We start from the raw sequence: 14,370 nt of genomic DNA, 5'->3' as shown, positions 1-14,370 counted from the left end.
CCGGCGGCCACCAGCGGCGCCGGGGCCCTCGCGCGGCGGATAGCCGGAGGGCGACGTTTCGGTGGCGCCGCGCCTCTCATCGGGCGGCGGATGCCGGTACGGGAGGGTTGTGCATGAACTTCGAGAAGTACACCGAGCGCGCCCGCGGCTTCGTGCAGGCGGCTCAGAACCTCGCGATGCGCGAGGGACATCCCCAGCTTCAGCCGGGCCACCTGCTCAAGGTGCTGCTCGACGATCCGGAAGGCCTCTGCGCCGGCCTGATCGACCGCGCGGGCGGCCAGTCGCGCGTGGCGCTCGCACAGACCGAGCAGTGGCTCGCAAAGCAGCCGAAGGTCTCCGGCAACGCGGCCGCCCCGCAGGCGACGCGCGAGCTGATGCGCCTGTTTGACACCGCCGAGAAGGCCGCCGAGAAGGCGGGCGATTCCTACGTGACGGTGGAGCGGCTGCTCCTTGCCCTGGCGGTCGAGAAGGATTCCGAGGCCGGCCGCGCGCTCCAGGCGGCGGGCGTCACCCCGGCTTCCCTCAACGCCGCGATCAACGCCCTGCGCAAGGGCCGTACCGCCGACAACGCCTCGGCCGAGAACGCCTACGACGCGCTGAAGAAGTATGCCCGCGACCTCACCGAGGCCGCCCGGGAGGGTAAACTCGACCCGGTGATCGGCCGCGACGAGGAGATCCGGCGGACTATCCAGGTCCTGTCCCGGCGCACCAAGAACAATCCCGTCCTGATCGGCGAGCCCGGCGTCGGCAAGACCGCGATCGTCGAGGGTCTGGCCCTGCGCATCGTCAACGGCGACGTGCCCGAGTCCCTGCGGGACAAGAGCCTGCTCGCCCTCGACATGGGCGCGCTGATCGCCGGCGCGAAGTATCGCGGCGAGTTCGAGGAGCGGCTTAAAGGTGTGCTCTCCGAGGTCACGGCGGCCGAGGGCGGCATCATCCTGTTCATCGACGAGATGCACACGCTGGTCGGCGCCGGGAAGGCGGACGGCGCCATGGACGCCTCGAACCTCCTGAAGCCCGCCCTCGCCCGCGGCGAACTGCACTGCGTCGGCGCGACCACGCTCGACGAGTACCGCAAGCACGTCGAGAAGGACGCGGCGCTTGCCCGGCGCTTCCAGCCGGTCTTCGTGTCGGAGCCGACCGTGGAGGACACGGTCTCGATCCTGCGCGGCTTGAAGGAGAAGTACGAGCAGCACCACGGCGTGCGCATCCAGGATTCGGCCCTGGTCGCGGCCGCGACGCTGTCGAACCGCTACATCACCGACCGGTTCCTGCCCGACAAGGCGATCGACCTCGTGGACGAGGCCGGCTCGCGCCTCCGCATGCAGGTCGATTCGAAGCCCGAGGAGCTCGACAACATCGACCGCGAGATCGTCCGGCTGAAGATCGAGGGCGAGGCGCTCAAGAAGGAGACCGATTCCGCCTCCCGCGACCGGTTGGTCCGGCTGGAGAAGGAACTCGGCGACCTGGAGGAGCGCTCGGCGGCGATCACCGCCCGCTGGAAGGCCGAGAAGGACAAGCTCGGCACGGCGGCCGGCCTCAAGAAGAAGCTCGACGAGGCCCGCAACGACCTCGCCGCGGCGCAGCGCCAGGGCCAGTACCAGCGCGCGGGCGAGCTGGCCTATGGGGTCATCCCAGGCCTTGAGAAGCAGCTCGCCGAGATCGAGGCGAAGGCGGAGAACGGCCGCGACGCGATGATGGAGGAGGCGGTCACGCCCGCCCACGTCGCCGGGGTCGTCTCCCGCTGGACCGGCGTGCCGGTGGACAAGATGCTGGAGGGCGAGCGCGAGAAGCTGCTGGCCATGGAAGAGGCGCTGTCCAAGCGCGTCGTCGGCCAGCGCGAGGCGGTGGAGGCGGTCTCGACCGCAGTCCGGCGCGCCCGCGCCGGGCTTCAGGACCCGAACCGACCGATCGGCTCGTTCATGTTCCTGGGCCCGACCGGCGTCGGCAAGACCGAGCTGACCAAGGCGCTCGCCGGCTTCCTGTTCGACGACGACACGGCGCTCGTGCGCATCGACATGTCCGAGTACATGGAGAAGCACGCGGTCGCCCGGCTGATCGGCGCGCCTCCGGGCTACGTCGGCTACGAGGAGGGCGGCGCCCTCACCGAGGCCGTGCGGCGCCGGCCTTACCAGGTCGTGCTGTTCGACGAGGTCGAGAAGGCGCACCCGGACGTGTTCAACGTCCTGCTGCAGGTTCTCGACGACGGGCGGCTAACCGACGGCCAGGGGCGGACGGTCGACTTCCGCAACACGCTGCTGATCATGACCTCGAATCTCGGGGCCGAGTATCTGGTGAACCAGCCCGCGGGCCAGGACACCGACGCGGTCCGCGAGGAGGTGATGGGCGTGGTGCGGGGGCACTTCCGGCCGGAATTCCTGAACCGAGTCGACGAGATCATCCTGTTCCACCGCCTCGCGCGGTCGGAGATGGGTGCGATCGTCGAGATCCAGCTCGGGCGCCTGCAGAAGCTCCTGGACGATCGTAAGATCACCCTGGAGGTCGACGAGGAGGCCAAGAACTGGCTCGCCGACAAGGGCTACGACCCGGCCTACGGGGCGCGGCCGCTGAAGCGGGTGATCCAGAAGAACGTCCAGGATCCGCTGGCCGAGCTGGTGCTCTCCGGCAAGGTCCACGACGGCGAGACGGTGCCGGTCCGCCTCGGGCCGATGGGCCTGATGATCGGCGACGTGACGGTCGGGGCCGAGCGCCGCCCGGTCAACGCGACGCTGAACTGATCGGCCGGACGGTCGAGGGGTGGCGCACCGGCACTCGGTGCGCCGCCCGGTCCGTCGCGCCTCTCGGACACGGGCCCTCACGAGGCGGCCCCCGCGGGAGGACGGGCGCGCGGCACCGACCGTCGAGGCCGGGATGAGCTAGTGCGCTGGACAGGGCGGACGGGTGCCCGAATCCTGGCGCCATGCGCCCTGCCGTCGCCGCCCTTCTCGTCGCCGTGCCGCTCGCCGCAGCGGCGGACGATCTCCCGCCGCCGGTGGCCGCGGCCATCGCCGAGGTCGAGGCCGCCTGCGGATCCGCGCCGGCGAGGATCGATCCGTTCGTCATTGACCGGCAGGACGTGAACGGTGACGGGGTGCCGGACTTCATCCTCAACGTCGGCGGCCTCCGATGCGGCGACGAAGAAGTCTCCCAGTGCGGCCTCATGGGATGCCCGAAGATCGTCCTCGCATCCTCGAAGAACGGGTTCGTCGTGGTGCTGGACATCTACGCGCACGACCTCCGGTTTCGCGCGCTGAATGGCCGGCCGGCGGCTTCGGCGAACGACGAGGGATGGACTTGCGGCTCGGTCCGGAGGGGGCCGGGCCGCACGACCTTCCTGTGGGACGGGACGCGCTTCGCCTGCGCCGAGTAGAGGTTGTCTGGCTCTCCGGCGCCGCTCGCAGGCCGTCGCTCCCCGGGTCGACGCTTCGGGAAGCGCCGGGAGAGCACAGGACCGGTCGCCCACCCTCGCTGGATGCGCGGATGTCCGATACGGCTTCGGCGCCCTCGCCGGTGACGTCGCCCTGTCGAGCGGCGCCCTCATTCCCGCTGTCGACCGTGCCCACAGCGTCGCGGTCACCATCCGTCCGGACGGCGCGAACGCGCTGCGCGCCTGGGTCGGAGGAAGGCCCGGGGCGTAGCCTCCATCGGGGCCGCGATGAGCTAGTGCGCTGGACAGGGCGGACGGGCCTGAGGATCCTGGCCGCATGCGTCGCGCCCTCGCCGCCCTGGCTCTCGCCCTCCCGCCCGCCGTCCCGCTCACCGCCGCGGCTGACGATCTCCCGCAGCCGGTCGCGGCGGCGGCCGCGCGGGCCGAGGCGTCCTGCGGGTCCGAGCCGACCACATTCAAGCCGGGCTTCATCACCCGCCAGGTCGTGAACGGCGACGCTGTACCGGACTTCATCCTGGATTTCGCGGCCGTCCAATGCGGCGATGACGAGTCCGCCGCGTGCGGCACCGCGGCCTGCGAGATGCAGGTCTTCGCCTCGACGACGGACGGGTTCGTGGACGCCTTCGACGCCGTCGCCCACGACCTCCGATTCCGCACGGTGGGAGGCCGCCCGGCGGTCATCGTCGATATGACCGGGGCGACGTGCGGACGATCCGGGCAGGATCCGTGCGGCGCGATCGCCGTCTGGAACGGCAGGACATTCGGCCGGACACGGTAGGGTGCATCCGCGGACCGCAGCCTTCCCCCATCGCGCCGCCGTTCCCGTCCCGCCGCATCGGCGCCGCGACCCGGCGCGCCCCGGCGCGGACAGCACGGGAGGGGCGCCCGCGATCGGTTCACGCCCGCGCGCGTCACGAAGCCTTTGCCGGACGGCGCGCGGTCGGCCAGGGTGGGACCGCGTGCGGCGGGCGCGCCCTGACTGGAGCCAGACGAATTGATCCGATCGCATCTGACCTTAGCCGGAGTCCTCGTGTCCATGATTGCAGCCGCACCGCCCCTGATGGCAGCGCCCGACGGCATCCGCGCGGTGACCTTGTCGAGCGGCGGCCTGGCCGAAGTGACCCTGGTCCATGCCGTCGACGGCGACGGGACGATCGGGCTCAGCGTCCGGCCCGAGCAGATCGACGACATCCTCAAGAGCCTCGTCGTGCGCGATCCCGTCGGAACCGTCGGCGCCCTGCGCCTGGACGGGGTGGATCAGGCCGACGAGACCCTGCGGACGATGCCGTTCACCGCGGACGACCTGTCCGCGCCGACCCGCCTCGTGGGCAAGCTGCAGGGCGTCCCGATCCGGGTCCAGAGCGGCGGGCGCACGCTCGAAGGGCGGGTGCTCGGCGTCTCCGAGCGGAATGCCGGGACTGAGACCGGCGACGTCTCGATCCTGACCGTCCTGACCGCGACCGGCACGCTCGAATCCGTGCCGATCGAGGACGGCGCCTCCGTGACGATCCTCGACCCGGCCATGGCGGCCAAGATCGCCGAGGCTATCGCGGCGGCCGGGAAGACCAAGGTCGGCGACGCCCACCGGGTCGAGATCGCCGTCTCCGGGCAGGGCCAGCGCGAGGTCCGGTTGACCTACGTCGTCGCCGCGCCCGTCTGGAAGACGAGCTACCGCATCGTCGATGGCGGCGGCGGCCGCGCGAACCTGCAGGCCTGGGCCATCATCGAGAACGCGCTGGGCGCCGACTGGACGGGCGTCGACGTCACCCTCTCGTCCGGGTCGCCGGTGGCGCTCCTCCAGCGCCTGCACAAGCGCTACTGGCGCAAGAGACCGGAGGCGCCGGTGATGGTCGAGGATGTCGGCATGCCGGACCTCGACCCGGGCACGGTCGCGTCGAAGTCGGTCGCGCGCCTGCGCGCCCCGGCCCCCGCCGCCGCGCCTCTTCCGGCCCCGATGGCGCGGATGGACACCCGCGACAGCCGCATGGAGGCCGCGGAACCGAGCTACGACGCCGCGGCCGCCACCGCGGGCGCCGCCGCCAGCGAGGGGGATGTCGCGGCGAACTTCACGCTGCCGCATCCGGTCGATCTGCGCGCCGGCGGCACGCTGTCGGTGCCGTTCCTCGATACCGAGATCGAGGCCGAGCGGGTCGCCCTCTGGAAGCCAGGCCAGGGGGTTCACCCGATCGCGGCCCTCCGGATCCGCAACAGCGCCGGCGCGACCCTGCCGGCGGGCCTCATCACCCTCTACGACCGCAAGGCCGGCTACCTGGGGGACGCCCGCCTGCCCGCGACGCCCGTCGGCGAGCAGCGGCTCGCCAGCTTCGCCCTCGACCGCAAGGTCGCCGTCCAGGCGGAGACCGCGCCGAGCGACGCCCTGACCAAGATCACCGTGGTCGACGGCGTGGCGCGCGCGACGGTGATCGCCCGGGAGGTCACGACCTACACGATCAAGGGTGCGCCGGACGCCGCCCGCTCCGTGATCATCGAGCATCCCCGACGGGATGGCTGGACCCTCACCGCGTCCGCTCGCGACAGCGAGACCCCCACGGCCTATCGCCTCAAGGTCGCGGTTCCCGCCGGCGGGACGGCCGAGACCCGGGCCGTGCTCGAGCGCGTCCGGATCGACGCCTACGACCTCGTCGACGCCGACGAGGCGCTGCTCGTCCGGTGGGCCTCCCTGGCGACCGACCCGGAGCTGGGCGGCAAGCTCAAGACCCTCTCCCAGGCCCGCGCCGAGGTCGCCGCGGCGACCCGGACCGTCGAGGAGATCGGCGAGCGCGCGGCGAAGGTGCAGGCGGAGCAGGAGCGCATCCGCAGCAATCTCGGCGCCGTTCCGAAGGACAGCGAGCTGGCGCGCCGCTATCTCAGCCGCATGAGTGCCCAGGAGGACGAGCTGGCGAAGCTCGATGCCGCCCGGACCCAGGCCGAGGACGGGCTCAGGGCGTCGCAGGCGCGGATCCGGTCGCTGATCGCGGCGCTCTGAGAGCGGTCCCGGATCCCCGCGCGATCCGGGACCGCCCGATCGACGGCCATCCCGGCCCGGACGCGTCCCGGACGCGGCCCGGCAGGGCCCTGTCCTAGGCGGGGCGGATGGCCGTCGCCAGATCGGCGGCCTGCGCGCGATCCCGGCACACCAGCCAGAGGTCGTCGTGGGCCGACAGCTCGGCGTCGAACAGGTCCACGAAGTCCGCCGGCGGATCCCCGAGATCGGGCCAGTGGAACAGGCGGAAGCCCAGCGCCTCGAACAGCGGGAGGATCGGGCCCAGGTCCCACAATCGGTTGTTGCTCAGGGTCGCGTCGAGGCGCCCGGTGGCCAGGAGCGCGGCGTCCGAGATCGCCCCGCCCTCGCTCCAGGGGAACCAGCCGCGGCCGTAATCCAGGGTGTAGCGCTGCGCCGTCACCGACAGCCAGCCGACATGGCCGGTCCGGCGCTCCGGGCGCTCGAGCGGGCGCAGCGCCGTCGTCGTGCGGCCGCCGCGGGTCGGGGCCCAGTAGGCGCGGCCCTCGCTCGCCGCCAGCAGGAGACCCTCCGTGGCTTCCGCCGGTACGCCCCCGGCCGGTGCGGAGCGGTCCTCGTTCCAGGCCGGCAGGCTCATGACGCAGGCCCGGGGCCAGCCACCGCGGCAGGCCGCCACCATCACGCCCCAGCCCGACAGGCCGCCCGCGAAGGGCCGGGTCCCGTCGATCGGGTCGCCCACGAAGGTCCAGGCGTCGCGGGCGAGCAGCGCCCGGGCCGCCGCCTGTCCGAGATCCTCGGCGGTCTCCTCCTCGATCAGGTCGGGGCCGAACCGCGCGTGCATCAACCGGCTGACGGCGAGGTCGGCCTCGGTCAGCGCCTGGCCGAGATCCGGACCCTTGTTGCTCATCGCGAGGCCTCCCGCCCGCATGGCGAGGGCCAGCGGGGCCGCCTCCTCGGCGAAGGCGAGCATCGCCGCGAGGACATCCGGCGCGGGTGCGGTGGGCGAGAGGGTCATGCGGCGAACAGTTCGGGGCTTCGGAGCATCAGGGCCTGGACGAGAACCAGGGTCTTGAGATCGGGCAGGCGGCCGGCCCGGGCCTGTTCCGCCAGCGCGGCCAGCGGCATCTCCACGGCCACCACCTGCTCGCCCTCCGCGTGCAGACCCCCGCCGGGGCCGACCCGGTCGGCCGCGGCGTAGGGTGCCAGGTAGAGCCAGAGGCGCTCCGAGGACACGCTCGGCATGCTGTAGGCGTGGGCGACCGGCTCCAGCCGGGTCAGCCGGACGCCCGCCTCCTCCATCGCCTCCCGGATCGCCGTCGCCTCGGGGGCGCCCCCGTCGAGGCCGCCCGCCGGGGCTTCGTCGAACTCGGCCGACTCACCCCAGAAGGCGGGCCCGACCCGCGCCTGACGGACGAGCAGCGCCACGCGCCGCTCGGGATCGTAGGGCAGCACGCAGGCCGCCTGCCCGTGGTCCTCCAGCGCCCGCCGCACGGTGCTGCCGTCCTGCAGCGTCAGCGTGGCGATGCCGAAGGTGTTCCAGCCGCGGTGGATCACCTGCAGCGGCAGGGCGGGCGGGATCTCGACCATGATCCGGTCAGCGCTTGGTGCTGGCGGCGGTCTGGCCGAACATCACCTTCTTGGCATCCTCGCTCATGGTCTTGCCGAAATCGGGATTGACCTCCGGGGCGCGGGCATAGGCCGCCTTGGTGGCGGGCCGCTCGGCGATCGCCGTGAACCAGCGCTTGAGGTTCGGGTGCTCGTCGAGGTTCTGCCCCTGCTTCTCCCACGGTACGATCCAGGGATAGCAGGCCATGTCGGCGATGGAGTAGTCCGGCCCGGCGACGAAGGCGCGGTCGGCCAGCCGCCGGTCGAGGACGCCGTAGAGCCGGTTGGTCTCGTTGACGTAGCGCTTGATCGCGTAGTCGATCTTCTCGGGCGCGTACTGCGAGAAGTGGTGGTTCTGGCCGAGCATCGGGCCGAGGCCGCCCATCTGCCAGAACAGCCATTGCAGCACCTCGGCCCGGCCGCGCGCGTCACCCGGGATGAAGCGCCCGGTCTTCTCGGCGAGGTAGAGCAGGATCGCCCCCGACTCGAACAGCGTGACCGGCGCGCCGCCGCCCGCCGGCTCGTCGTCGACGATCGCCGGCATCCTATTGTTGGGCGCGATCTTGAGGAAATCCGGGTTGAACTGCTCACCCTTGCCAATATTGACGGGATGAATGCGGTAAGGAACGCCCGCTTCTTCGAGAAACATCGTGATCTTATGGCCGTTCGGCGTCGGCCAGTAATGGAGTTCGATCATCGGCTGGTGTCCCGCTATGCCCCCGGCGGACGGGAAGTGGGTCGGCGCGCCGCTCCGGTCAAGCATGGTGCCGGCGACGACGCCGGCGGCGCATGCAGGGCTGGGCATCCGGGCCTCACCCGCCGGCGCAGCCCTGGACGTCGACGTGGACGGCGTAGAGCGACTGGCTCGCCGCCATGAACAGGCGGTTGCGGTGCCGGCCGCCGAAGCAGAGATTGGCGCAGCGCTCCGGCAGCCGGATGCGGCCGATCGGCCGGCCGTCGGGGTTGAACACCATGACGCCGTCCAGGGCGTCGTCGCCCATGCCCCACCCGCACCAGAGATTGCCGTCGACGTCGCAGCGCAGCCCGTCCGGCGTGCCCGGCCCGGCATCGATCAGGACCCGCCGGTCGCGGAGCGTGCGGCCGGCGACCACGTCGTAGGCGACGATCCGCCGGGTCGGCTGCCCGCGCGATTCCACGAGGTAGAGCACGCGGCCGTCGGGGGAGAAGCACAGGCCGTTGGGGCCGGCGAGGTCGGTGGCCACGGCCTCCAGCGCACCGGTGACCGGGTCGAGTCGGTAGACGTTCTGCGGCAGTTCGGGCTCGGCGCGCACGCCTTCGTAGAACCCGCCGATCCCGAAGGGTGGGTCGGTGAACCAGACCGCGCCGTCGGCCGCGGTCACCACGTCGTTGGGCGAGTTGAGCCGGCGGCCCTCGAACGCGTCCGCCAGGACGGTGATCGCGCCGTCATGCTCGGTCCGGGTGACCCGACGGCCGCCGTGCTCGCAGGTGACGAGCCGCCCCTGCCGGTCGCGGGTGTTGCCGTTGGCGAAGCCCGACGGCCGTCGGTAGAGGCCGACTGCCCCGCTCTCCTCGTCCCAGCGCAGGATGCGGTCGTTGGGGATGTCGCTCCAGAGCAGGTAGCGTCCGTCGCCGAACCAGACCGGCCCCTCGCACCAGCGGAAGCCGGTCGCGAGGCGCTCGACCGCCGCGTTGAACACCCGGTAGCGGGCGAAGGCGGCGTCGAGAATCTCGACCGCTGGGTCCGGGTAGCGCGGGCTCGGTGTCCACACGGGCAGGTCCCTGTCACTCGCGGCGATCGTCACCGTTCCGGCGCGGGCCGGCAAGGCCCGCCGCGCGGACGCAGGCGCAGCACCGCGGCGACGCTGCGGCGACGCTGCGGCGACGCTGCGGCGACGCTGCGGCGACGAGGGCCGGAACCGCCCGGCACGTCGATCCGGGCGCACCATCCTCCACCCCCCAGTGATGGCAGGCGCCGGTTCGACAGCGGGGCGGCCCGGTCCTCGTCCCAGCCCGAACGCTACCGCGCCCTGATTTGTCTGACAAGTGGTACGCGACGGCCAGGCCGCCGCGAAGGGCCGATCCCGGAAGCGTCGGCGCGCACCGCGCCGCGCCTTGCGGGGGAACGGCGGAACCGCTACGGCATTGAGGCCGTGTGGCAGTCGGGGTGTGGCGCAGTCTGGTAGCGCACCTGGTTTGGGACCAGGGGGTCGTAGGTTCGAATCCTATCGCCCCGACCATTCGATCAGGAGCTTGTCGAGTCAGATGCCGAGCGCCCGCATCTTCCGTCCGTCTCGGGACGCCACGCAGTCGGGCCTCGCCCGGACCAAGCAGTGGATCCTGGAGTTCGACCGGACCAGCCCGCGCGAGATCGATCCGCTGATGGGGTGGAACGGGTCCTCGGACATGCTCCAGCAGGTGCGCCTGGAATTCGACACCGAGGAGGAGGCCGTGGCCTACGCGAAGCGCGAGGGGATCGCCTACCGCGTCGAGCAGCCGGCCAAGCCCGTCCAGCGCAAGGGCCTGTCCTACTCGGACAATTTCAAGTTCAACCGCACGGCGCCCTGGACCCATTGAGGCCGTCGCCGCCGCGTCAGGCCTCGCGGCGCGCCTTCCACGCCGGGTAGGGCGAATCGCCCGGCGGACGCAGCTGCGTGACGCGCATCGGCTGCGCGTCGAGGGGCTGGCAGAGCTCGGCGTAGATCGACGCGCTGCCGGCGCCGTAGGTCTCGGCCTCCTCGGCCGAGAAGGCGAAGTAGCCCTCCTTGAAGCCGGCCAGGCGCATCGCGGCGTGGCACATCGGGCACGGGCGGCCGCTCGCGTACATCACGCAGTCGCCGAGGTCGCGGCGGCCGAGGAGGCGGCTGGCCTCGCGCAGCGCCACCATCTCGGCATGGGCGCTGGGGTCGTTGGTCGCGTGCACGGTGTTGGCCGCGCGGACCAGCACGGTCCCCTCCCGCACGATGACCGCGCCGTAGGGCGCACCGCCCGCCTCGACATTGGCGGCGGCGAGGGCCACCGCCTCGCCGATATGGTCCTCGTGCGTCGACATGGATGGGCTCGACATGGACGGGCTCGACATGGCTGAGCTTTCCTCCGCTGGCGCGCCAACGCCGCGCGCGGCCGGAAGTTCAGCGCTCCGCGCTCAGAACGCGTAGCGCACCGTGCAATAGGGCATCGTCTCGGCGAGCAGGGCCTTGAAGCGGGTGAGCCAGCGGCCCTTCCAGCCGGCCCGGTAGCGCAGGTTGGTGCCCCCGCCCTCCGAGACCTTCGCCTCCTGGATGTCCGGCCGCCAGAGCAGGTCCTCGGCCTTCGGGTGCCAGCCGAGATTGACCGCGTGCAGATCCGCGTTGTGGGTCAGCATGATGATCTCGCACTTGAGCTGCGCCTTGGCGGCGTCGGACAGCGTCGCGTCGATCTCGGCGAACAGCGCCCGCCAGTCGGCCTCCCAGCCCTCGTAGAGGATCACGGGCGAGAAGTTGGCGTGGACCTCGTAGCCGGCGGCCACGAACTCGTCGATGGCGGCGATCCGCTCGGCGATCGGGGCGGTGCGCACGTCCACGATCCGGGCGATCCGCGCCGGCATGAGCGAGAAGCGGACGCGCGTCTTGCCCTGCGGATCGTAGGCGAGGAGGTCGCGGTTGACGGCCTTGGTGGCGAAGGAGGCCTTGGCGTTGGGCAGGGTGCGGAACAGCGCGACCAGGGCGCGCACGCCGTCGCTGACTGCCGCGTCGACCGAGAGGTCGCCGTTCTCGCCGATATCGTAGACCCAGTGCTCCGGATCGATCGGGTCCGGCTCCGGCAGGCGCCCCTGGCGGCCGGCGTGGCGGGCGATCGCCGCGCAGGCCTGCTCGAGGTTCACGAACAGCGAGATCGGGTTGGAGAAGCCCTTGCGGCGCGGCACGTAGCAATAGGCGCAGGCCATGGCGCAGCCGTTGGAGGTCGAGGGCGCGATGAAGTGGGCGCTGCGGCCGTTGGGGCGCATCGCCAGCCCCTTCTTCACGCCGAGGACCAGCGTCGAGCGCTTGATCCGCACCCAATCCTCCACCGAGCCGGCGTTGCCGTGGAGTTCCGGGATGTTCCAGTGCGACGGCACGACGATGCGCGCGGCGTCGGGAAAGCGCGCCAGGATGTCCCGGCCCAGCGGGAAGTCGCCGACGGTGGGCTCGTGATAGATCGTCCGGATATCGAGCAGGTCGCGGGTCAGGGCCATGGACGATCCGGGGCCCGGGAGCGGCCCGGGACCCGATATGGTGCGCGGCGACGCGGCCGGAATGCCTTGCGACCCGGAGTCTCTCTTCGCGCGGCGCGCGAAAAGCTCGGGATCGGGCGCGGCGCGCGTTGATCGTTCAACGATATCTTACGATTCGGTGCCATGAGTCCCTCATCTTCGAGTGGACGTGCGATGATCGTTCGGGACCAGGAGAGATCCGAGCCGGGCTCACCCGGCTCCGGTGAATCTCTCGACCCTGCAGATCCGAGGTGGGGCGCGCTGATCCGGCGGGATCAGCTGGAGGCCATGCGCGGGAGCGTGCTGGCGGCCATCCCGGTCAACATGCTGCTCGGCGTGGCGAGCATGCTCGTCGCATACAGGAGCGGGCACGGCACCGTGGGGGCCATCTGGTTCGCGGCGTCGACCAGCGTCAACCTCCTGCGAATCGCCCTCTGCCGGATCCCCTGCCTCGGCCTGGCGCTGACCGCCGACATGACGCCGAGCCTCGCCGCGGCCGCCGCGCGCTCTGTCGACCGGCACCTGTGCGTCTTCACGGTCGCGGCGTTCCTCTCCGGACTGGTCTGGGCCTGCCAGCCGCTCCTATGCGACGGCTACACGACCGCCGAGACCCTGTTCTACCTGACGATCACTTGCGGCGTGACCGCGGGGGCGGTGACGCACGGGATCGCGTACGCGCGCATCCCCCTCGCCTTCATCGCCCTTCCGCTGCTGTCCGTCGTGGCCTGCCTCGCCTATGCTGGCGACTTCGACCGGAACTGCCTCGCGGCCTGCGTGCTGCTCTACTTCCTCGCCCTGACGCACACGGCGTTCCGCAGCGAGTCCGTGTTTCGCGAGGCGAGCCGGCTCAAGAACGAGGCCCACGCCCTCGCCCGGTCCCGCGCCGAGGCCCATGCCAGCGCCAGCGCCCTCGTGGACGAGATGCGGTGGCGCGCCACGCACGACGATCTCACCGGCCTGCTGAACCGCGCGGGCTTCCTCCAGGCGACGGAGAACCGGCTCCGCACCGGGACCCTCAGCCTGCTGATGCTCGACCTCGACGGGTTCAAGTTCGTCAACGACGTCTACGGCCACAAGGCGGGCGACCGGGTGCTCGTCGAGGTGGCGCGCCGGCTGAAGGACGCGCTGCCGGAGAACGGTCTCGCGGCCCGGCTGGGCGGCGACGAGTTCGCGGTGCTGTACGATCCCGTGACGTCGGGCGTGCCCGACGATGTCATGGCGGCGAACCTCATCGCCGCGGTATCCCAGCCGTTCGACGGCTTCGACGCGGGTCGCCTCGGGGTCAGCATCGGCGTCCACGCGAGCGCGGAGCCGAGCTTCACCGAGATGCTGAGCTGCGCCGACGAGGCGCTCTACGCCGCGAAGGCCGCCGGGCGGAACCGCTACCGGGTGTTCGATTCGGGCCTGCGCGAGGGGCTGCAGATGCGGCGGGACCTGGAGCGCGACCTGTCGCAGGCCCTGGTCGAGAACGCCCCGAAGGTCTGGTTCCAGCCGATCTACGCCGCCGATGGCCGGACCCTGGTCGGGCTGGAGGCCCTGATCCGCTGGGAGCATCCGCGGCTCGGCTGGATCGCGCCCCCGGACCTGATCGCCGCCGCCGCGATGGCCGGCCTGACCGAATCGCTGCTCCGCTACATCCTCGAGCAGGTCTGCGCGATGCTGGAGATCCTGCATCGCCGCGGCCTGAGCGGCGTGCGCGTGGCGATGAACGTCTCACCCCGGGAGATGGCGCAGGTCCCCGTGGACGAGATCGTCATCGGGCGCCTGAACCTCCTCGGCCTGCCGCCCACCATGCTGGAGATCGAGATCACCGAGGAGACGGCCCTCGACATCGGCGCGGTGCAGGGCAAGCTACAGGCGCTGTCCCGCGCCGGCATCCGGGTCGCCCTGGACGATTTCGGCATCGGCTACTCGTCGCTCTCCTCGCTGCGCCAGCTCAAGGCGGACCGGATCAAGATCGACCGGAGCTTCGTCACCGGCCTCGGGGCGAGCGACGACAAGCGTGGGCTCGTCCTCGCCGTCCTCGGCCTCGGCCGGCTGCTCGGGCTCGACGTGGTGGCGGAAGGCGTCGAGTCGGCCGAGGACCTGAATATCCTGCAGGCGATGGGCTGCCCGTTCCTGCAGGGCTACCATCTCGGCCGCCCGATGCCGGTGGAAGATCTGGAAGCCACCCTGCTCAGCACGCGCATCGCCGCGGCCTGAGCC

General features: G+C 71.7%; 12 protein-coding genes and 1 tRNA gene. 7 read left to right on the top strand and 6 right to left on the bottom strand.

All coding sequences use genetic code 11. The features are described 5' to 3' along the window. Positions 1-113: 113 nt before the first annotated feature. From clpB to ACLBYG_RS06730, 4 genes are all read left to right on the top strand, one after another. Positions 114-2,738 (top strand): ATP-dependent chaperone ClpB, encoded by a 2,625-nt coding sequence (gene clpB, locus ACLBYG_RS06745; protein ID WP_447680954.1) that lies wholly within the window; start codon positions 114-116, stop codon positions 2,736-2,738. A 182-nt stretch (positions 2,739-2,920) separates the two neighbouring features. Continuing rightward, complete coding sequence (locus ACLBYG_RS06740; protein WP_447680953.1) at positions 2,921-3,370, top strand: hypothetical protein; 450 nt, start codon at positions 2,921-2,923, stop codon at positions 3,368-3,370. Between the two features lie 334 nt (positions 3,371-3,704). Continuing rightward, positions 3,705-4,166, top strand: coding sequence for a hypothetical protein (locus ACLBYG_RS06735; protein WP_447680952.1), 462 nt, complete (start codon positions 3,705-3,707; stop codon positions 4,164-4,166). Between the two features lie 258 nt (positions 4,167-4,424). Beyond that, positions 4,425-6,374, top strand: coding sequence for a DUF4139 domain-containing protein (locus ACLBYG_RS06730; protein WP_447680951.1), 1,950 nt, complete (start codon positions 4,425-4,427; stop codon positions 6,372-6,374). Between the two features lie 94 nt (positions 6,375-6,468). Here ACLBYG_RS06730 and ACLBYG_RS06725 read toward each other — a convergent pair whose 3' ends face one another. The 4 genes from ACLBYG_RS06725 to ACLBYG_RS06710 form a co-directional block, all read right to left on the bottom strand. After that, the gene (locus tag ACLBYG_RS06725; RefSeq protein WP_447680950.1) at positions 6,469-7,365 is read right to left on the bottom strand and encodes an inositol monophosphatase family protein; all 897 of its coding nucleotides are present in this window, start codon (positions 7,363-7,365) and stop codon (positions 6,469-6,471) included. Further along, positions 7,362-7,937, bottom strand: a complete 576-nt coding sequence (locus ACLBYG_RS06720) for an NUDIX domain-containing protein (RefSeq protein WP_082558041.1) — start codon at positions 7,935-7,937, stop codon at positions 7,362-7,364. The genes ACLBYG_RS06725 and ACLBYG_RS06720 overlap by 4 nt, the downstream gene beginning before the upstream one ends. A 7-nt stretch (positions 7,938-7,944) precedes the next feature. Further along, positions 7,945-8,652, bottom strand: a complete 708-nt coding sequence (locus ACLBYG_RS06715) for a glutathione binding-like protein (protein WP_132366017.1) — start codon at positions 8,650-8,652, stop codon at positions 7,945-7,947. A gap of 115 nt (positions 8,653-8,767) precedes the next feature. Further along, positions 8,768-9,706, bottom strand: a complete 939-nt coding sequence (locus ACLBYG_RS06710) for an SMP-30/gluconolactonase/LRE family protein (protein ID WP_056531771.1) — start codon at positions 9,704-9,706, stop codon at positions 8,768-8,770. 391 nt (positions 9,707-10,097) lie between these two features. Here ACLBYG_RS06710 and ACLBYG_RS06705 point away from each other — a divergent pair. Together ACLBYG_RS06705 and ACLBYG_RS06700 are read left to right on the top strand one after the other, a co-directional pair. Beyond that, positions 10,098-10,174: transfer RNA gene (locus ACLBYG_RS06705), tRNA-Pro, on the top strand. A 25-nt stretch (positions 10,175-10,199) separates the two neighbouring features. Further along, positions 10,200-10,511 carry an ETC complex I subunit gene (locus ACLBYG_RS06700; RefSeq protein WP_020090615.1) on the top strand — a complete coding sequence of 104 codons (312 nt, stop codon included), beginning with the start codon at positions 10,200-10,202 and terminating at the stop codon, positions 10,509-10,511. A 16-nt stretch (positions 10,512-10,527) separates the two neighbouring features. Here the strand turns inward: ACLBYG_RS06700 and ACLBYG_RS06695 are convergent, their stop codons facing one another. Further along, positions 10,528-10,986, bottom strand: a complete 459-nt coding sequence (locus tag ACLBYG_RS06695; protein WP_091925371.1) for a nucleoside deaminase — start codon at positions 10,984-10,986, stop codon at positions 10,528-10,530. A gap of 93 nt (positions 10,987-11,079) precedes the next feature. Beyond that, positions 11,080-12,147, bottom strand: coding sequence for a spore photoproduct lyase family protein (locus ACLBYG_RS06690; protein WP_020090617.1), 1,068 nt, complete (start codon positions 12,145-12,147; stop codon positions 11,080-11,082). A gap of 306 nt (positions 12,148-12,453) precedes the next feature. On the opposite strand from ACLBYG_RS06690, the gene ACLBYG_RS06685 reads away from it, so the two are divergent. Next, positions 12,454-14,367, top strand: coding sequence for a putative bifunctional diguanylate cyclase/phosphodiesterase (locus ACLBYG_RS06685; protein WP_447680949.1), 1,914 nt, complete (start codon positions 12,454-12,456; stop codon positions 14,365-14,367). Positions 14,368-14,370: the final 3 nt, after the last annotated feature.

It is taken from the genome of Methylobacterium sp. D53M, from assembly GCF_053345625.1.
Note: the sequence above shows the minus strand (reverse complement) of the source record. Positions and strands in the feature narration are given on the sequence as shown.